The organism is Streptomyces albospinus (assembly GCF_014648695.1).
Taxonomy (GTDB): domain Bacteria; phylum Actinomycetota; class Actinomycetes; order Streptomycetales; family Streptomycetaceae; genus Streptomyces; species Streptomyces albospinus.
This window is the reverse complement of the sequence record NZ_BMRP01000006.1, coordinates 224,797-243,514: the sequence shown is the minus strand read 5'-3', so window position 1 is coordinate 243,514 and position 18,718 is coordinate 224,797. Positions and strand designations below refer to the sequence as shown.

Annotated in this window: 12 protein-coding genes and 1 pseudogene; 9 read left to right on the top strand and 4 right to left on the bottom strand. The window is 72.6% G+C overall.

The window, feature by feature from the left end; all coding sequences use genetic code 11:
• Positions 1 to 300: 300 nt before the first annotated feature.
• A complete protein-coding gene (locus IEZ17_RS11730; protein WP_189299208.1) occupies positions 301 to 1,080 on the top strand; it encodes a hypothetical protein in 780 nt (259 codons plus the stop codon).
• A gap of 385 nt (positions 1,081 to 1,465) precedes the next feature.
• Positions 1,466 to 2,311 carry a DegV family protein gene (locus IEZ17_RS11725; RefSeq protein ID WP_189299206.1) on the top strand — a complete coding sequence of 282 codons (846 nt, stop codon included), beginning with the start codon at positions 1,466 to 1,468 and terminating at the stop codon, positions 2,309 to 2,311.
• Between the two features lie 73 nt (positions 2,312 to 2,384).
• On the opposite strand, the gene IEZ17_RS11720 is transcribed toward IEZ17_RS11725, so the two are convergent.
• Entirely contained in the window at positions 2,385 to 2,657 is a 273-nt protein-coding gene (locus IEZ17_RS11720; protein ID WP_189299204.1) for a hypothetical protein, read from the bottom strand.
• A gap of 274 nt (positions 2,658 to 2,931) precedes the next feature.
• Here IEZ17_RS11720 and IEZ17_RS11715 point away from each other — a divergent pair, with 274 nt between their 5' ends.
• From IEZ17_RS11715 to IEZ17_RS42260, 3 genes and pseudogenes are all read left to right on the top strand, one after another.
• Positions 2,932 to 3,696 carry a ComEA family DNA-binding protein gene (locus tag IEZ17_RS11715; RefSeq protein WP_308427631.1) on the top strand — a complete coding sequence of 255 codons (765 nt, stop codon included), beginning with the start codon at positions 2,932 to 2,934 and terminating at the stop codon, positions 3,694 to 3,696.
• 329 nt (positions 3,697 to 4,025) lie between these two features.
• A pseudogene (locus IEZ17_RS42265) lies at positions 4,026 to 6,548 on the top strand (ComEC/Rec2 family competence protein); the annotation flags it as partial.
• Between the two features lie 177 nt (positions 6,549 to 6,725).
• Positions 6,726 to 7,733 carry an arylamine N-acetyltransferase family protein gene (locus tag IEZ17_RS42260; RefSeq protein WP_308427632.1) on the top strand — a complete coding sequence of 336 codons (1,008 nt, stop codon included), beginning with the start codon at positions 6,726 to 6,728 and terminating at the stop codon, positions 7,731 to 7,733.
• Positions 7,734 to 7,974: 241 nt separating this feature from the next.
• On the opposite strand, the gene IEZ17_RS11705 is transcribed toward IEZ17_RS42260, so the two are convergent.
• Positions 7,975 to 8,229, bottom strand: a complete 255-nt coding sequence (locus IEZ17_RS11705) for a hypothetical protein (RefSeq protein WP_189299199.1) — start codon at positions 8,227 to 8,229, stop codon at positions 7,975 to 7,977.
• Between the two features lie 106 nt (positions 8,230 to 8,335).
• Here IEZ17_RS11705 and holA point away from each other — a divergent pair, with 106 nt between their 5' ends.
• Entirely contained in the window at positions 8,336 to 9,322 is a 987-nt protein-coding gene (gene holA, locus IEZ17_RS11700; RefSeq protein ID WP_189299197.1) for a DNA polymerase III subunit delta, read from the top strand.
• Positions 9,323 to 9,904: 582 nt separating this feature from the next.
• On the opposite strand, the gene IEZ17_RS11695 is transcribed toward holA, so the two are convergent.
• Together IEZ17_RS11695 and rpsT are read right to left on the bottom strand one after the other, a co-directional pair.
• On the bottom strand, positions 9,905 to 10,639 hold the full coding sequence (locus tag IEZ17_RS11695; RefSeq protein ID WP_229852163.1) for a hypothetical protein: 735 nt from the start codon (positions 10,637 to 10,639) through the stop codon (positions 9,905 to 9,907).
• Positions 10,640 to 11,373: 734 nt separating this feature from the next.
• A complete protein-coding gene (gene rpsT / locus IEZ17_RS11690; protein WP_189299195.1) occupies positions 11,374 to 11,640 on the bottom strand; it encodes a 30S ribosomal protein S20 in 267 nt (88 codons plus the stop codon).
• Positions 11,641 to 12,246: 606 nt separating this feature from the next.
• Here rpsT and lepA point away from each other — a divergent pair.
• The 3 genes from lepA (at position 12,247) to IEZ17_RS11675 (ending at position 18,640) form a co-directional block, all read left to right on the top strand.
• Complete coding sequence (gene lepA / locus IEZ17_RS11685) at positions 12,247 to 14,121, top strand: translation elongation factor 4 (protein WP_189299193.1); 1,875 nt, start codon at positions 12,247 to 12,249, stop codon at positions 14,119 to 14,121.
• A gap of 285 nt (positions 14,122 to 14,406) precedes the next feature.
• The gene (locus IEZ17_RS11680) at positions 14,407 to 16,293 is read left to right on the top strand and encodes an AMP-dependent synthetase/ligase (protein ID WP_189299191.1); all 1,887 of its coding nucleotides are present in this window, start codon (positions 14,407 to 14,409) and stop codon (positions 16,291 to 16,293) included.
• Positions 16,294 to 16,549: 256 nt separating this feature from the next.
• The gene (locus IEZ17_RS11675; protein ID WP_189299189.1) at positions 16,550 to 18,640 is read left to right on the top strand and encodes a SpoIIE family protein phosphatase; all 2,091 of its coding nucleotides are present in this window, start codon (positions 16,550 to 16,552) and stop codon (positions 18,638 to 18,640) included.
• The last annotated feature ends 78 nt before the right edge of the window (positions 18,641 to 18,718 follow it).

The following is an 18,718-nucleotide window of genomic DNA, read 5'->3' as shown; positions in this document are numbered from 1 at the left end:
CGGGCGGCCATGGTCCGGGCGGCGGCTGACCGGTGACCGGCCGATGACCGGCCGCCGCTCGACCAGGGCATGGCCGGCGGCTCTCCGGGGCTCCGGTCCTCCGGGTCTCGACCGGCGGCTGACCTGCGGGAATGCCGTCCGCAACGGCCCCGTGTCAGGGTGCGCCACCATCGGTCTAGGGGCTTTCCCCTACGGGCAGGTTGGGGGTTCGTTCGGAACCCTCGACCTGCCCCTGGCGTTTACCGTTGAGGTACGGGCGCCGACGCGGAGTCGGCGCCGCCGACACCTTGGGGAGTGTCCATGGAAGCCGCCTTCGCCATCATCGGGTTGCTCTTCGTGCTGTTCGTGGCAGCCGGGGTGTTCCTCACGGTCAAGGCGATGCAGGCGGCCAAGCGCGGGGTGGACCGCAAAGTCGCCCAGGCCCGCAGAACGGTCGAGGACACCACCCTGCGGGCCCGGCAGTTCACCCAGCCCGGTGTGGTCGGCGAGCTGGCCCAGCTGCGGCTGTCGCTGCGGACGTCCATGCGGGCCACCCAGGAGGTGCTGCGCACCGGCTCCTCGGACGACGCCTCGCTCAGCGAGGCGGTCGGCCTCTTCGAGCGGCTCAGCGCCCACGGCCACGAACTGGACGACGAGCTCCGCCGACTGGAACGGGAGCCCGACAAGGCCATGATCGCGGCCCGACTCCCCGACCTCCGGGAGCGCATGGAGCGGATCACCCACTCCGCGGAGTCGCTGCGCTGGGCCGCCCGCGACCGCGCCCGCAAGTTCGCCGACGACGACCTGGCGGCGCTGAGCGACCAGATCGACGTGGAGGCGGGCGCACTGCGGCACTGGACGGCGGACGCCCCGGAGAGCGGACCCGCGCGGACGGGATCAGGTGTCGGCTCCATAGCGAATTCCGGTGCGAGTTCCGGCTCGGGTACCACCCCCGGTGCGGCGTCCGGTTCGGATGCCGGCGCGGCAGGCGGGGGCTTTTCGTGGGGGCCTGCGGGGGAGGAGGCTCCGGCGATCACCGCCCGGGACCCGCGCACCCAGCGGTCGTATCCGTGGGAGAAGACCCAGCGCGAGAAGACCTGACGGGCCCAGGGACGGCAGGCCCAGGGACGGCGGGGCACGGGCGCCTGCGTTCCGGGCCCCGGGGCCTGAGCTTGGGCTTGGGCCGTTGACGCTCCGGGCATGCGGGGTCTCGGACTTCGAGGCTCTGCGGCTCCGAAGCTCTGGTGGGGCGGGAGCGGGGCGAAGTGGGGCGGGGGTGGGTGGGCCGGGGGGGAGGGGGAGAAGAAGAGCGCGAAGCGTGGAAAGCGGGGGCCGCACAACACCGTTCCGCCGGTCCGTTGCCGGTGGACGCCGGCCCGACGGCCGGTGAGCTGTGGGGTCTTGGCAGAGCCTTGGTAAAACCTGGAAGATCTTGGGGAGGGGCCCGCACTGTCGGGCGTTCGGATCCCCGGATAATCTCCCAGTCATGTCCCGCCATGTCGCGATCGTCACCGATTCCACGGCCTACTTGCCGCGGACGGCTGTCGAGCGCCACCACATCACGGCCGTACCGCTGACCGTTGTCCTGGGGGACCAGGCCTTGGAGGAGGGCACCGAGATCTCCGCGAGATCCGTCGCCCAGGCGCTCCAGAAGCGCCGGCCCGTGACGACCTCGCGGCCGAGCCCCACGGTGTTCGCGGAAACCTACCGCGCGATCGCGGCGGAGGGGGCGAGCAGCATCGTTTCGCTCCATCTCTCCTCGGAGTTCTCCGGTACCTACGACGCGGCGGTGCTGGCGGCGAAGGACGCCCCCGTGCCGGTACGGGTCGTGGACACCGGGATGGTGGCGATGGCCCTCGGGTTCTGCGCCCTGGCCGCCGCCGAGGTGGTGGAGGGCGGCGGGGACGTGGACGACGCGGTGGCCGCCGCCGAGAAGCGTGCCGCGGGTACCTCCGCCTACTTCTACGTCGACACCCTCGACTATCTGCGGCGCGGCGGCCGGATCGGCGCGGCGCAGGCGCTGCTCGGCTCGGCGCTCGCCGTGAAGCCGATCCTCCAACTCGCCGAGGGGCGGATCGAACTGCTGGAGAAGGTCCGTACGGCCTCCAAGGCCATCGCGCGGCTGGAGGAGATCGCCGTGGAGCGGGCAGGGGAGGGCCAGGTCGACATCGCCGTCCACCATCTCGCGGCGGCGGAGCGCGCGGACGCCCTGGCCCAGCGGTTGCAGGAGCGGGTGCCGGGGCTGAACGAGCTCCATGTGAGCGAGGTCGGCGCGGTGATCGGCGCACACACGGGGCCCGGGTTGCTGGGGGCCGTGGTGTCACCGCGGTGAAGCGCGCAGCAGGTGCGGCCGGTGCCGGCTGCGCTTGCACGTAAGAGTGACGGAGTTATCCACAACTCGATGGTTATCCACGGTATTTGACGCGGCTCGGCGAGATGCGTGCGGGGTGCTTACCGTCGAGAGCTATGAGCACTTTTCGACCCGCTTCTTCGTCAGTTCCTTCGACCGTTCCTTCGACTGTTCCTTCGGCTGTTCCTTCGTTGGCTTCGCCGTCGGTTCCCTCGCCGGTTTCGTCGTCGGCTTCCTTTCCTTCCGCGATCCCTTCCGCGATCCCTTCCTCCGTCCCTCCCCCTCTCCCACCCGCCTCGACGTCCTCCTTCCCCGTCGTTCCGTCCATGAGGGGGCGGCGGGAGCGGGAGCGGCTGAGGGAATGGAGGCGGGAGCGCATGCGGGTCCGGGCCGCCGCGATCTTCGGTACGGAGACAGGGACGGAGACGGGCACGGGCCCGGACAGGGACGCGGATCCGGCCGTCGGTACCGATGCGCCCACCGATGCGGATACGCAGCCGGGGCCGGGCGCCGGGGTGGGAAGACCGGCCGGCGGTGGCGCCGGGGTGGGTCCGTCGCACGCCCATCGTGCGCCGCCGTCGCGTGAACACGATCCGCCGGGTGTGCGGCGTGCGGGGCGGGTGTGGCCCGCCGTACGTGAACGGCTGCCGCTGTGGGTGCAGTTACGGTGCGGTACGGACCCGAAGGCGCTTGCCGCGCTCGTGCTGGTGCTCGTGGTGGCGGTGGGCTTCGCCGTTCAGCACTTCTGGGCCGCGCGACCCGAGCCGGTGCGTGCTCCGACCGCCGACCGGGCAGTGACGGCGCCGCCGCGTGGCCCCGGTGGCCGTTCGTCGCCTCTGCCGCCATCGGCAGCGAACGGATCGTCCGCCGGTTCCGTCGCGGGCGGGTTGCCGGGTGGGGCCGGCCGGATGGTGGTCGTCGACGTCGTGGGGAAGGTGCGGCATCCGGGGATTCACCGGCTGCCGGCGGGCTCGCGGGTGACCGATGCCCTGGAGGCCGCGGGCGGGGTGCTGCACGGGGCGAGCATCCGCGGGCTGAACCGGGCGCGGTTGCTGGCCGACGGCGAACAGATCGTTGTCGGTGAGGAAGGCGCCGCCGGCGCCGGCGGGCCGGCCGGTGGTGGAGCCGGTGACATGGGTGGCGGCGCCGGGGGCGGACCGCAGGGTGGTGCGGGCGGGCCGGTGAGTCTCAGCACGGCCACGCAGCAGCAGCTCGACGGCCTTCCCGGGGTGGGGCCTGTCCTCGCCCGCCACATCATCGAATTCCGCACCCAGCACGGCGGGTTCACCTCTGTGGACCAGCTCCGTCAGGTGCCCGGTATCGGTGAACGGCGGCTTGCCGACCTGCGCACTCTGGTGGAGCCATGACGGCCACCCGTGTTCCAGACGGCCGCGTGGACGCCCCTCCGGGCTCCGTGCCTGCCGATCGCGACTCGACGGATGCTTCGGGGCCGCGGCAGGACGGCCCGGCCGACCTCCGGCTGGTTGCTCCGGCGCTGGCCGCATGGGCGGCTGCCGCGATCGGCCTGGGTGCGCCGGGCGGCGGTGTGGCCGTGGCCTGTGCGGTGGCGGTGGTGCTCGCGGCCTGCGCCCTGTGGAGGGCGAAGGCCGGGGAAGGCCCGTCCGCCGTTGCCGAGGTCCGGACGACGGGCCGCGCCCGCCCGTCTCGCGTCCGGTTCGCGGGGGCGCTCGTCGCCGTGGCGGCGGTGCTGCTGTGCGCCGCGGCGGGGGCGACGTCCGCGGCGCTGCATGCGGCAGAGGCACGGAGTGGTCCGCTGACCGGCTGGGCACGGCGGTACGCGCGGCTCACGGTCGAGCTAGAGGTGACCGGCGATCCACGGGTGACCCGGCCCAAGGTGCGCGGGTCGCAACGGACGCCGCCGTCGCTGCTGTTCACCGCCGATGCCGTCCGGGTCATGGCGCCGGACGGGTCGGTCACCGCCGTCCGGACGCCGGTGCTCGCCGTCGTCCAGCAGCACGATGCCGGGAAGGGCTCGGGGCAAGAGGCGGGGCCAGGCTCGGGGCACGGTTCAGGGAAGGGGACGGGGGACGGCTCGGGGGAACGGGGGGCGGGGCGCCGGAAGTCTGCGGGGAGTCCGGCCGGTGGGCCGGACGTGCCGGGGGCGGGAGGCCGGGCCGAGGGGACCGGCGGGTTGTCGCCGGAGTGGCGTGGGCTGCTGCCGTCGACGCGGATTCGGGTGGCGGCCCGTGCCGTACCGCCGCTGTCGTCCGCCGAGCAGGTCGCCGCGGTGCTGCGGATCACGGCCTACGGGCCGCCGCTCACGGTCGAGCCGCCATCCGCCCTCCAGCGGCTGGCCGGAAGTCTGCGCGCCGGGCTCAGAGAAGCCACCGAGGGCCTGCGTCCGGATGCCAGGGCGCTGCTGCCCGGTCTCGTCGTGGGCGACACCTCCCGTGTGTCGCAGGACCTCGACGACGCCTTCCGCGCCACCGATCTGACGCATCTGCTGGCCGTCTCCGGCAGCAATCTGACGATCGTGCTCACTCTGCTCATCGGCCCACCGCATCTGGCGACCCGGGCCGAACGCCGCGGCCTGGCACGGCGCTTGGGGCTCTCGCTGCGCGCTACCGCCTTCGTCGGCGGCGGGCTCGCCCTGATGTTCGTGGTCGTGTGCCGCCCGGATCCGAGCGTGCTGCGGGCCGCCGCCTGCGGGCTGATCACGCTGCTGGCGATCGGCACCGGCCGCCGCCGTTCGCTGCTCCCCGCACTGGCCGCCGCCGTCCTGTTGCTGGTCCTCTACGATCCCCGGCTCGCCCGGAGTTACGGCTTTCTGCTCTCCGTCCTGGCGACCGGCGCGCTGCTGCTGATCGCCCCGCGGTGGAGCGCCGCCCTCCAGCGGCGCCGGGTGCCGCCACGGCTCGCCGAGGTGATCGCCGCCGCGGCTGCCGCCCAGGTGGTCTGCGCCCCGGTGATCGTGGTCCTCTCGGCGCGGGTGGGGCTGATTTCGGTGCCCTGCAACCTGCTCGCCGAGCTGGCCGTGGCTCCCGCGACGATCCTCGGCTTCGCGGCCCTCGCCGCCGCCCCCGTCGCCCTGCCGCTCGCTCGGGGGCTGGCGTGGTGTGCGGGCTGGCCGGCCGGGTGGATCGCCGGGGTCGCGCGTACGGGAGCGGCGCTGCCGGGGGCGGAGTTCGACTGGCCGGGCGGCTGGGCGGGCGGGCTGTCGCTCGCCGCTGCCTCCGTGGCGCTGCTGGTGGTCGGCCGGCGGGCGCTGCGCCGGCCCTGGCTCTGTGTGCTGTGCGCGCTGGCCCTCGTTCTGGCGGTGTGCCGTCCGGTGCCGCTGACCCGCATCCTGACCGGCTGGCCGCCGCCGGGCTGGCTGATGGTGGCCTGTGACGTCGGGCAGGGCGACGGCCTGGTGCTGGCCGCCGGCGACGGTACGGCACTGGTGGTGGACACCGGCCCCGACCCGCGCGCCATCGACCGCTGCCTGAGCGAACTCGGCGTCCGGCGCATTCCCCTCCTCGTGCTGACGCACTTTCATGCCGACCATGTGGACGGACTTCCAGGGGTGTTGCAAGGCCGTTCGGTCGGCGCGATCGAGACCACGTCGCTCCAGGAGCCGTACGGGCAGGTCCGGTCCGTGCGCCGAGAGGCAGCGGACGCTCACGTCCCGGTCGCCCCCGCCGTACCGGGGGAGCGGCGCCGCCTGGGCGCCCTCACCTGGGAAGTGCTCTGGCCACCCGCGCCGTTCGCCCCGTCGACACCCCCACCCCCACCCCCACCTCCGTCGCCCCGAGGGCCAGTGCCCAGAGGGCCGGCGCCCCTATGGCCGAAGCCCCTACTGCCGGTGCCCGCAATGGCACCGACGGCATCGCGCGTCACCGACGCGGCGCCCGGCACCAGTGGGCTCACCGGCCCCAACGACGCCAGCGTCACCCTGCTCGTCCGTACGGGCGGACTGACCGTGCTGCTGCTCGGTGATCTCGAACCGGGCGCCCAGCAGGCCCTGTTGGAGGCGCATCCGGAGCTGGCCGCGGTCGACGTCCTCAAGGTGGCGCACCACGGCTCCGCCTACCAGGACCCTCAGTTGATACAACGCCTTGCGCCCCGGCTGGCGCTGATTTCCTGCGGTGCCGGGAACCCGTACGGCCATCCGGCGTCCCGTACGATCGCGGCGCTGCGCGCCCAGGGTGCCCGGGTGCTGCGCACCGACACCGATGGCGCCCTCGCGGTCCTGGGCACGCCCGCCAAGCTGTCCGCGGTGGTCAGCGGACGCCGTTCCCGGGGCCGGTCCGGTTCCGCCCGGCGTCGCCGCCCGGACCACCGGCCGGGGGAGGAGCCGGCCGCCGACCCCGCCTCGACGCCCGATTCCTCATGGAGGGGACGCATATCCGCATCATGGCGGAGACGCATATCCGAGGGAGAGGACACACTTCTGATGGACGCCGCCCCCATCGACCCCATAAACCCCACGGATGCGACGGGCGTCTCCAATGCGCCCGAGAGCACGGGTGTGACAGGCGCGCCCGACGCCACCGGCATAACCGACGCAGCGGGCGCGACCGACGTGACAGGCGTGAGCAACGCGACGGGTGTGAACAACATGGCGGGTGTGAGCGACGCGACGGGTGTGAGGAGGAAAGGCATGAGCGACGAGGCCGGCGCCTGTCTCCGGTATCTCCGGCGGATAGGTGCCGAACGGCCTGTCGTCCCGGATGCCGAAGCACTGCGGCGGCTGCATCTGAGCCATCTTCGGGCCGTGCCGTTCGAGAACCTCTCGATCCATCTCGGTGAGGAGATCGTGCTTGCGGAGGGGCCGCTGCTGGAGAAGATCGTCGGGGCGCGGCGGGGCGGGTTCTGTTACGAGCTCAACGGCGCCTTCGCGGTACTGCTCCGGGCGCTCGGGTACGAGGTCGCGCTGCTGTCGGCGCGGGTGTTCGGGCCCGATGGGATCGGGATTCCTTATGACCACCTGGCGTTGAGAGTGCAGACGCCCACCGGGCCGTGGCTCGCGGATGTCGGATTCGGCCGGCACAGCCACTATCCGCTGCTGCTGGACAGCCGCGAGGACCAGGCCGACCCCGGGGGTGTCTTCCGTATAGAGGAGACCACCGAGGGGGATCTGGATGTTCTGCGGGTCGGGGTTCCGCAGTACAGGGTCGAGCAACGCCCGCGGACGCTCGCGGACTTCGAGGTCGGGTGCTGGTGGAACTGCACCTCGCCCCGGTCCCACTTCACGCGGTCGCTGGTCTGCTCGCGGCTGACGGGGACCGGCCGGGTCACGCTCTCCGGCCGTACGCTGCTGATCACCGGGGCCGATGGCGCTCGCGAGGAACGTGAACTGGGCGGGGCCGAGGTCCTGCCCGCCTATCGCAGTCACTTCGGCATCACGCTGGACAGGGAGCCGGTCGTCACGCCATTCACCGGTAACGAGGAGAAACGCTAACGAGCAGAAGAGGTAAGGGGAAAGGAGGCAGGAAGAGCAAGGAGGGGGAGGGAGGGGGAGGGAGGGAGGGGAGGGAGGGAGGGAGGGGAGCCCCCAGGGGAAGCCCCCGTCGACGGTCGGAGACGGGAGACGGGAGACGGGAGACGGGAGACGGGAGACGGGAGACGGGAGACGGGAGACGGGAGAGGGGAGCCCGAGTCCCCGCTCGGCGATCGACGGTTGCCCGGGCTGCCGCTGGTCGTTACTCCTCCTCGCGCCAGCCCTCGTACTCGGCGGCGAGGTCGTCCAGCCGGGCCGCGTCGTAGGCGGCCTCGGGGTCCTCTACGACCACCAGCCACTGCGCGTCCTCGGCGTCGTCCTCGCCGGCCAGTGCGTCCCGTACGAGCTGGGGTTCCTCGGCGACGCCGAAGCGCTCGGTCAGTGCCTCGGCGACCTGCTCCGCGGCGTCGCGATCGGGGAGGACGAGTACGTGGCGCCGGTGATGGGTGTCGTTCACCGGACCATTGTCGGGGAGCGGTAGGGCGTTCCGGGAAGTGGGCCGGAGCGCGGCCGGGCTGCGGCGCGGACGGCGGTGTCAGTGGGGCGTGGGATGCTGGAACGCGATGGCCAGGAAGACAGCTAACGACGATCCGCTCGCCCCCGTCACGATCGCGGTGGGCCAGGAAGACCTGCTGCTCGAACGTGAGGTACAGCAGGTGGTGGCGGCTGCCCGGGCGGCCGACGCGGACACCGATGTGCGCGACCTCAGCTCGGACCAGCTCCAGCCCGGCACCCTCGCCGAGCTGACGAGCCCCTCGCTCTTCTCCGAGCGCAAGGTCGTGGTGGTGCGGAACTCCCAGGACCTGTCCGCGGACACGATCAAGGACGTGAAGGCGTATCTCGGCTCGCCCGCCGAGGAGATCACTCTGGTGCTGCTGCATGCCGGCGGGGCCAAGGGCAAGGGCCTGCTGGACGCGGCCCGTAAGGCCGGGGCGCGCGAGGTGGCCTGCCCGAAGATGACCAAGCCGGCCGACCGGCTCGCGTTCGTCCGCGGTGAGTTCCGTGCCACCGGGCGGTCGGCGACGCCGGAGGCGTGCCAGGCACTGGTCGATGCGATCGGCAGCGATCTGCGGGAGCTGGCGTCGGCGTGCTCGCAGCTGGCCGCCGATGTCGAGGGCACGATCGATGACGCGGTCGTGGCGCGCTATTACACGGGCCGGGCCGAGGCGTCGAGCTTCACGGTCGCCGACCGGGCGGTGGAGGGCCGGGCCGCCGAGGCACTGGAGGCGCTGCGCTGGGCGATCGCGACCGGTGTCGCCCCGGTCATGATCACCAGCGCGCTGGCCCAGGGGGTCCGGGCCATCGGCAAGCTCGCCTCCGCCCCGCGCGGCGCCCGCCCCGGTGACCTCGCCCGCGATCTGGGGATGCCGCCGTGGAAGATCGACCGGGTACGGCAGCAGATGCGCGGCTGGTCGGCGGACGGTGTCGCGACGGCACTGCGTGCGGTGGCCGCAGCCGACGCGGGGGTGAAGGGCGGCGGGGACGATCCCGAATACGCCCTGGAGAAGGCCGTGGTGGCGATTGCCCGGGCAGCCCGGTCCCGGCGTTAGGGAAGCAGCTCGGCCCCGGCATCAGGCATGCAGCCCGGTCCCGCCGTCAGGGCAGGTGGGCAGCACACGTGTCGTCGGCGGCGTGGCGCGGTAGGCCTTTGGCGGGCTTGCGGGCTTGCGGGCTTGCGGGCTTGCGGGTTTGCGGGGCGGTGGCCCCGGGTGCGGGAGCGGTCGGGCGGTGCCGAGCCGCCCCAACCGCAGGCGCCTCCGAAGGGCCTCCACCACAGTCGCCCATGGGCCTCCACCGCAGCGTCGCTCGCGACGGGCTCGCGACGGGCTCGCGACGGGCTCGCGACGGGCTCGCGACGGGCTCGCGACGGGCTCGCGACGGGCTCGCGACGGGCTCGCGAGGGGTTCACGACGGGCACTCAGGGCGGGGCCACTCACGCCAGGCGCCCTCGACGGGACCCGACCCCGGCACAGGCGCCCTCGACGGGCCCTGACGCCCCCCGGGACAGGCGCCGTGACGGTCCTCGCGACTGGGGCCCACCTGCCAACGCTCACAGCCGCTTTGCCCCGGTCCGAGCCTTTCCCCGTCTACGCCTTCCCCGCCTACCCCGTCCCCGTCTGTTCCTTCCCCGTCTATTCCTTCAGCCGGCGCAGCGTTTCCTTGGCGCTGGTTTCGAGCATCGTGGTGATCTCGGCGGTGGTCGGCGGCTTGCTGGTGCCGGCGCTCGACGTATAGCTGGACCAGGTCGACTGGTAGGTCATCCAGCCGTCGCGGACGGCGAGGACGACGTACGAGCCGTTGTTGTTGGAGGCGTCGTCGCGGGTGACCAGATACGCCTCGTCGCCGAGGTCCGAGACGGACTCGACCTTGTAGTGGACCGACGCCTGCTGCTTCTCCCAGGAGCGGTAGGTGTCCGCGAATTCCGGCGTCGGGTCGGACTTCTTGTGCAGCGTGACGGCGTTGTTGAGCCAGGTCGAGGAGTAGCCGGTGCTGCCGGCGCCGTCCGGTGTCAGCGTGACGTTGCACCACATCGAGTCCATCGACGGCTGCTGGACGCCGCTGTGCTGGGGGTTCTCCGTGGACGAGCCCGACGAGGCCGAGCCGGCGCTTCCGGTGCTCGGCTTCGTCTGGAAGTGGGCGTTCTCGAAGGGGGTCATGGATGTGGCGGCGCAGAGGTCGTTCTTGTATGCGTAGCCCTTGAGGTCGGGGTCGGGGGCCGAGGAGAAGCCGCCGGTGGCGAACATCACGGACGCCCCGATGGCGGTGGCTGCGACCGCGCCGCCGATGGCCCACAGCCAGCCGGAGACGCCGCGGCCCGTGCCGCCGGGAACGCCGCCGGGCGGGGCCCATGCGGGTATGCCGGGCACTCCCGCAGCGCCTGTCGGTGCCCCCGGCGCCCCGGATATCCCGGGTATCCCGGGCATTCCTGGCATTCCCGGCGGTCCGGGTGCTCCGGCGGCGCCGACCGCGGGATAGCCGTAACCGCCCGGCCCCTGGGGCGGTGCCCCGGCCGGTGGGTTCGGTGGCCCGTACGGATTCTGCTGGGCGGGCAGCGGGTTCGGCGGTGCGGGTGCCGGGCCGTAAGGACTCGGCTGCGGCTGGGAGTTGTAAGGGCTGTTCTGGTCCCCCGTATTGGACATGGCCGCAGCGTAGCGGACATCGCCGACAGTCAACCCTGTCCGGAGCTATCCAGATATCCGAGACTGGGGCGTATATCAAGGGCCATGTCGCCCGACCCCTGACAGCCGGTTTGCCCGGCCCCCTGGCGTACGCCGTTCCCCTCCGAGCTCGCCGCCCGCACGACCTGTACGCCGCCCGCGCCACCCGTGCACGGTCCCGGCCCGGGTCCGCGCCACCCATCCCCCCGCACGTAAGCGAAAAGCCCCGCCCTCGCCCCGGGGAGGGGGCGGAGGTGGGGCTTTTCGTATGCAGCATGGTCGGCTGCTTCGGCGGATTCCGCCGTACGAGCCGGGTGCGCCGCACCCGCGTGGCGAACGCAGGCCGTGTGCGGCGCGGTGGTGCACCGGTCAGGGAGCGGTGAGAGGGGCCGCTGGGTCCCTGGCGGCAGGGTGACCGCAGCTGGTGCGGTCGGGAACGAAGGTCAGCCCTTGAGGGCGTTGACCTTCTTGGCCAGCGCCGACTTCTTGTTGGCGGCGGCGTTCTTGTGGATGACACCCTTGCTGACGGCCTTGTCGAGCTTCTTGGAAGCGACGGCGACGGCGGCGGTGGCCTGCTGGAGGTCACCGGCCTCCACGGCCTCACGGGTACGACGGATCGAGGTCTTCAGAGCGGACTTGACAGCCTTGTTGCGCTGACGAGCCTTCTCGTTGGTCTTGATCCGCTTCATCTGGGACTTGATGTTCGCCACGAAAGAGCCTTTTCAGGTTCGTTGGAGTTTCGATTTGCGCCGCGCACGAGAGAGGGCACGAAGCGCAGTGGACCAGGCTACCAGCAGGGTTTACGGGCACCCAAACCGGGCCGGGGACCGCCCCCGGAGCAGCGCAGCCGCCCCCGGAGCAGGAGCCGCTTCCCCACCTAGGAGCGGCCTCCCGATCAGGGGATCGCCTCCCGACCAGGTATCGCCTTCGTACCGGGCACCGACCGGGCACCGCTTCCCGCCCAGGGACCGCCGCCACACCAGGCACCGCCCTCGGATGCGGCCCGCTGCCGCCCCGTACCAGCCCCGCCCGCCCTGTACCGGCCCCCGGTGCGGACCATAGGCGCCCTGGGCGGACCGTACCGCCCGCCCCGTACCGGCTGGGATCGCCGAATCCGCTGCACGGGGGTTCCGGCCCGCCCGTCGCGGAGTGTCCGGCCCGGCCCGTCGCCGGAGCGTCCGGGTGGACCGGCCGTCCGCCCCGCGGACGCCCAAACCGCCCCACCCCCGTCGCTCATGGGACGATGGGGGAGACGTCGTCTGACACGAGATGACACACCCCCGTTCCGCCTACCGCGTTCACTGAATGGATCCTGCGTGCCCGCGACCCCTACGAACGTGCCGGAGCCGAGCCGTACCGACCCGGCGCTCCTCCGTAACTTCTGCATCATCGCGCACATCGACCACGGCAAGTCGACGCTCGCCGACCGGATGCTCCAGCTCACCGGTGTCGTCGACCAGCGGCAGATGCGCGCGCAGTATCTGGACCGGATGGACATCGAGCGCGAGCGCGGCATCACGATCAAGTCCCAGGCGGTCCGGCTTCCCTGGGCGCCGTCCGAGGGCGAGGAGGGGAGTGGGGCGACCCACATCCTCAACATGATCGACACCCCGGGCCACGTCGACTTCACCTACGAGGTGTCGCGCTCCCTCGCCGCGTGCGAGGGCTGCATCCTCCTCGTCGACGCCGCCCAGGGCATCGAGGCGCAGACCCTCGCCAACCTCTACCTGGCGATGGAGAACGACCTCACGATCATCCCCGTCCTCAACAAGATCGACCTGCCGGCCGCGCAGCCCGAGAAGTTCGCCGCCGAGCTGGCCAACCTGGTCGGCTGCGAGCCCGAGGACGTGCTGAAGGTCTCCGCCAAGACCGGCGTCGGGGTGCCCGAGCTGCTGGACCGCGTGGTGCGCGACGTCCCGGCTCCGGTCGGGGTCAAGGACGCCCCCGCGCGCGCGATGATCTTCGACTCGGTCTATGACGCGTACCGCGGCGTCGTGACGTACGTGAAGGTCGTCGACGGCACGCTCGGCAAGCGCGAGCGGATCAAGATGATGTCCACCGGCGCCGCGCACGAGCTGCTGGAGATCGGGACGAACTCGCCGGAGATGACGCCGGCGGACGGTCTGTCGGTCGGTGAGGTGGGGTACCTCATCACCGGCGTGAAGGACGTCCGGCAGTCGAAGGTCGGCGACACCATCACCCAGCTCGCCAAGGGCGCCGAGGAGCCGCTGGGCGGCTACAAGGACCCCAAGCCGATGGTGTTCTCGGGGCTGTACCCGCTCGACGGCTCGGACTACCCGGAGCTGCGCGAAGCGCTGGACAAGCTCCAGCTCAACGACGCCGCGCTGGTCTACGAGCCGGAGACCTCGGCCGCGCTGGGCTTCGGTTTCCGCGTCGGCTTCCTGGGCCTGCTGCACCTGGAGGTCATCCGTGAGCGGCTGGAGCGCGAGTTCGGCCTCGACCTGATCGCCACCGCGCCCAACGTGGTCTACCGCGTGGACATGGAGGACGGCACCGAGCACGTCGTCACCAACCCGAGCGAGTTCCCGACCGGCAAGATCGACAAGGTCCACGAGCCGGTCGTACGGGCCACGATCCTGGCGCCCAGCGAGTTCATCGGCGCGATCATGGAGCTGTGCCAGACCCGCCGCGGCACCCTGCTCGGCATGGACTACCTCTCCGAGGACCGGGTCGAGATCCGCTACACCCTCCCGCTCGCCGAGGTCGTCTTCGACTTCTTCGACCAGCTCAAGTCCAAGACCCGCGGCTACGCCTCGCTGGACTACGAGCCCACCGGCGAGCAGACCTCGGACCTGGTGAAGGTCGACATCCTGCTGCACGGCGACAAGGTCGACGCGTTCTCCGCGATCACGCACAAGGACAAGGCGTACGCGTACGGCGTCCGGCTGGTGGCCAAGCTGCGCGAGCTGATCCCGCGGCAGAACTTCGAGGTGCCGATCCAGGCCGCCATCGGCAGCCGGGTCATCGCCCGTGAGACGGTCCGCGCCATCCGCAAGGACGTCCTCGCCAAGTGCTACGGCGGTGACATCTCCCGTAAGCGGAAGCTGCTGGAGAAGCAGAAGGAAGGCAAGAAGCGGATGAAGATGGTCGGCAGCGTGGAGGTGCCGCAGGATGCCTTCATCGCGGTGCTGTCGTCGGACTCCGAGGGCGACGGCAAGGCGAAGAAGTAGGAAGAGGCAGGAAGAAGCAGGAAGAAGCAGGAAGAAGCAGCCGGCCGGTGGACGGCTGCGGGGCGTCGGTTCCTCCGGGAGCCGGCGCCCTTTGCCGTGCCGGTTGCGGTGCGGGCCGCCGCTCTCCGCCGGGTAATGCGATTGCTACGTACACCTATCGCGGTGGTCACATCGCGAACCATTCGGCCGCAGCCCCTTACGTGGCGGCGTCACGCGTTCTACTCTGATCACTGCTCAAAGGTTACTCGCGAGTCACCAGCAATGAAGCGGGCCCCGGAGGATGCCGTGACGGACACCCACACGCTGATCGAAAACCGGCCGCCTTCGGTGGCGACCCTGTTCCTGGAACGGGTCGCGGCCACGCCCGGCAACGAGGCGTACCGCTATCCGGTGCCGTCCTCCTCCGCCGGCCCGGACGACTGGAAGACGCTGACCTGGGCCGCTGCCGCCGAGCGGGTCTACGCCATGGCCGCCGGGCTGATCGTCCTCGGGGTGCGCCCCGAGGAGCGGGTGGCGCTGGCGTCCAACACCCGGGTCGAGTGGATCCTCGCCGACCTCGGGGTGCTCTGCTCCGGTGCCGCCACCACCACCGTCTACCCCAGCACCAACGCCGAGGAGACCGCGTACATCCTGGCCGACTCCGGCAGCCGGGTGCTGATCGCGGAGGACGCCGGCCAGCTCGCCAAGGCCCGCGAGAAGCGCGCCGAGCTGCCCGAGCTGGCGCACGTCGTGGTCATCGACGAGAGCGACGCACAGCCCGCCGAGGGCGACCCCGAGGGCTGGGTGGTCTCTCTCGCCGAACTGGAGAAGCGCGGCACCGCCTACCTGGAGGAGCACCCGGAGTGCGTCAAGGAGCGGGTCGGTGCGCTGCGCGCCGACCAGCTGGCGACGCTGATCTACACCTCGGGCACCACCGGCCGCCCCAAGGGCGTGCGGCTGCCGCACGACTGCTGGGCGTACATGGCGCGCGCGATCCAGGCGACCGGGATGGTCACCGCGGAGGACGTGCAGTACCTCTGGCTGCCGCTCGCGCACGTCTTCGGCAAGGTGCTCACCGCGGGGCAGATCGCCACCGGCCAGGTGATCGCGGTGGACGGCCGGGTCGACAAGATCATCGAGAACCTGCCGACGGTGCGGCCGACCTACATGGCGGCCGTCCCGCGGATCTTCGAGAAGGTCTACAACGGCGTCGCGGCCAAGGCCCGGGCGGGCGGCGCCGCCAAGTACAAGATCTTCCAGTGGGCGGCGGGGGTGGCCCGCGAGTACGCCAAGCTCTCCCAGGACAACTTCAAGCGCACGGGCAACGCCTCGGTGCCGTTCGCGCTCGCCGCCAAGCACAAGGTCGCCGACGCGCTCGTGTACGCCAAGCTGCGCGAGGCGTTCGGCGGGCGGCTGCGCGCCGCGGTCTCCGGCTCGGCCGCGCTCGCCCCGGAGATCGGCTACTTCTTCGCCGGCGCCGGCATCCACATCCTGGAGGGCTACGGCCTGACGGAGTCCAGCGCCGCCAGCTTCGTCAACCCCGGCGAGGCGTACCGCACCGGCACGGTCGGCAAGCCGCTGCCCGGCACCGAGGTGCGGATCGCCGAGGACGGCGAGATCCTGCTGCGCGGCCCCGGCATCATGCAGGGCTACCACGGCCTGCCCGAGAAGACCGCCGAGGTCCTGGAGGAGGACGGCTGGTTCCACACCGGCGACATCGGCGAGCTCTCCCCGGACGGCTATCTGCGGATCACCGACCGCAAGAAGGACCTCATCAAGACGTCCGGCGGCAAGTACATCGCGCCGGCGGAGGTGGAGGGCCAGTTCAAGGCGGTCTGCCCGTTCGTCTCCAACGTCCTGGTGCACGGCGCCAACCGCAACTTCTGCACCGCGCTGATCGCGCTCGACGAGCCGACGATCCTGGGCTGGGCCGAGGAGCACGGGCTGGCCGGCCGGACGTACGCCGAGGTCGTCGCCACCGACCAGGTCCGCGAGCTGATCGACGGCTACGTGGAGCGGGTCAACGAAGGGCTCCAGCGCTGGCAGCAGATCCGCAAGTTCCGGCTGCTGCCGCGCGATCTGGACATAGAGCACGGCGAGGTCACGCCCAGCCTCAAGGTCAAGCGGCCGGCGGTCGAGCGGGCGTTCAAGGACCTGCTGGACGAGATGTACGCCGGGTCGCGGGAGGCGTAACGGCCGCGGGTGCGGGGCGGGCCGGGTGGGTCCGCCCCGCACCGCCGTGTCCGGACGGGCGGGCGGTGCCGGTGAAGTTGTCCATACAGGTTGATTCGCACGTATCTTCGCGTGTCGGTCAACTACCGTGCCGCGTCAGCCGAATTGACGGCGCTGACCACGCACTTCCGTGACTCACCGCTTATGGGTGCGCTCGTTCTGTCACCCTGGCGTTGGCGCATCCGGCGCTGTAGGGGAGCTGCTCGGGAGTTGCTCAATGAGGACGACAACTTCGTCTGAACGGAACGACCTTGCGGGAGCCGCCACGCGGTCCCTGCGGGCCAGTCTGCCCGGCGACCCGCGGGCCGCAGCCGCCGCGCGGCAGTTCGTCCGGGGCGCGTTCGCCGACTGGGCCGCCCAGCGGCTGCCCGGCGCCGAGGGGCTCACCGACCGGCTGGCGGACGAGGCGGTGCTGCTGGTCAGCGAGCTGGTGACAAACGCGGTGGTGCACGCCGGGACCACCGTCGAACTGCGCTGCCGGCTCGACCCGGACGCGGAGCCGGGGCCCTTCCCGGACGCCCCGCCGGGCGTGGACCCCGAGGAGCCGCCGCGCGCCGGCCTGGTCGTCGAGGTCTCCGACCGGCACCCCACCCAGCCGGTCCGCGCCCGCGAGGACACCGGCGCCCACGAGGGCGGCGGCCACGGGCTCCAGCTGATCAGCGCGGTGGCCGAGGCGTGGGGCGTGACCTACCGGCGGGCGATGAAGACCGTGTGGTTCCGGCTGCCCGTGGGCGTCCCGGAGGGCGTACGGCCGGAGCCCGAAGGGGTGGCCGAGGAGTTCGGGACGTACGGCGAGTACAGCGAGTACGGCGCGGTCGACGACGCGCTGCTGCGCCGCGGGCTGCGGGCCGCCGAACTCCTCGCCCCGGTGCCCCGCCGCACCGCCCCGCCCGACGGCCCCGATGGCCCCGACGGCACCGCCGGCCGGGCCCGGGGCCGGGGCGGCGTCGACAGCGGGGCGCTGTCCTTCCTCGCCGAGGCGTCCGATCTGCTCTCCGGACAGCTCGACGCCGACCAAGTCGCCTCCCTGGCCGCCCAGTTGATCGTGCCGCGGCTCGCCGACTGGTGCGCGGTGTGGCTCCACGACGGCGACGGCGGCGCCCCCGGACGTGGCCTGGCGGCGAGCGGCGACGCGCCGCGGCTGGCCCGCGTCTGGCACATGTGCGAGGGCCGGATCGACGCGCTGCGCACCGCCCTGGAGAAGCAGCCGCCGGGCGCCGCCGCCGGGGAGGCCCTCGGCGGCCGGCCCACCGCGGCGACCTGGCCCTGGCCGCACGAACCGGCCGACTACGATCCCGGCGGCGCGGCCCTGGCCTGCCCGCTGGTCGCCGGTGGCCGCCGGCTCGGCACCGTGCTGCTCGGCCGGGCCGGGCTGCTGCGCTTCCCCGACGAGGTGGTCGCGCTGATCGAGGACCTGTGCCGCCGGGCCGCCCGCGCGGTGGCCACCGCCCGCGCCTACAGCCGCCAGGAGCGCATCAGCCAGGTCCTCCAGCGGCGGCTGCTGCCCCGCGGCCGGGCCCAGGTGCCCGGCGTGCGGTCCGCGGTGGTCTACGAGCCGCGCGAGGGCGCCTGGGCGGGCGGCGACTTCTGGGACCTCTTCGAGGCCGGCGACGGCCGCTGGTGCTTCGCCCTCGGCGACGTCTGCGGCAGCGGCCCCGAGGCCGCCGCGGTCACCGGCCTCGCCCGGCCGGTGCTGCGGCTGCTGGCCCGGGACGGCTTCGGGGTCGCGGAGGTGCTCGACCGGCTCAACAAGACCATGGCGCGGGAGGCCGCGGACTCGGTCGCGGCGGTCGCGGCGGCGGTGGCGGCGGCCGGCGCCGGGGCCGAGGCGCCCGTCGAGATCCGCGAGGAGGGCGAGCAGGCCCGCTTCCTGTCCCTCCTCTACGGCGAGATCGTGCCGTACCGGGGCGGCTCCGGCGGCGCCCGCTGCACCCTGGCCAGCGCCGGCCACCCGCTGCCGCTGGTGCTGGGCACGGACGGCGCGGTCCGGGTCGTGGCGGCGCCGCAGATGCTGCTGGGGGTCGTCGAGGACGCCGCGTACGTCAGCGAGTCGTTCGACCTGCGGCCCGGGGAGACGCTGCTGTGCGTCACCGACGGGGTGACCGAGCGCCGCTCGGGACAGCAGCTGTTCGACGACGAGGACGGGCTGGCCCAGGCCCTCGCCGCGGCGGCCGGGCAGGGCGCCGAGGACATCGCGGAGCACATCCGGCGCACGGTCCACGCCTTCGGGCCGACGCCGCCCGACGACGACCTGGCGCTGCTGGTCCTCCAGGCCGCGGCCCGCGGGGCGGCGAACGGGGTGCCGTAAGGGCGGGCCGGGCGGTGTGACGAGGGCCGCCGCCGGAGCGCAGCCGGCACCGCCGCCGCATGACGGACAATGGACTCC

Bases quoted from the DNA above. Each gene is read 5' to 3' on its own strand.
- IEZ17_RS11730 (WP_189299208.1), top strand. From the start codon at position 301: ATGGAAGCCGCCTTCGCCATCATCGGGTTGCTCTTCGTGCTGTTCGTG.
- IEZ17_RS11720 (WP_189299204.1), bottom strand. From the start codon at position 2,657: ATGGACGGAACGACGGGGAAGGAGGACGTCGAGGCGGGTGGGAGAGGG.
- holA (WP_189299197.1), top strand. From the start codon at position 8,336: ATGGCCAGGAAGACAGCTAACGACGATCCGCTCGCCCCCGTCACGATC.
- IEZ17_RS11675 (WP_189299189.1), top strand. From the start codon at position 16,550: ATGAGGACGACAACTTCGTCTGAACGGAACGACCTTGCGGGAGCCGCC.
- IEZ17_RS42260 (WP_308427632.1), top strand. From the start codon at position 6,726: ATGGACGCCGCCCCCATCGACCCCATAAACCCCACGGATGCGACGGGC.
- IEZ17_RS11725 (WP_189299206.1), top strand. From the start codon at position 1,466: ATGTCCCGCCATGTCGCGATCGTCACCGATTCCACGGCCTACTTGCCG.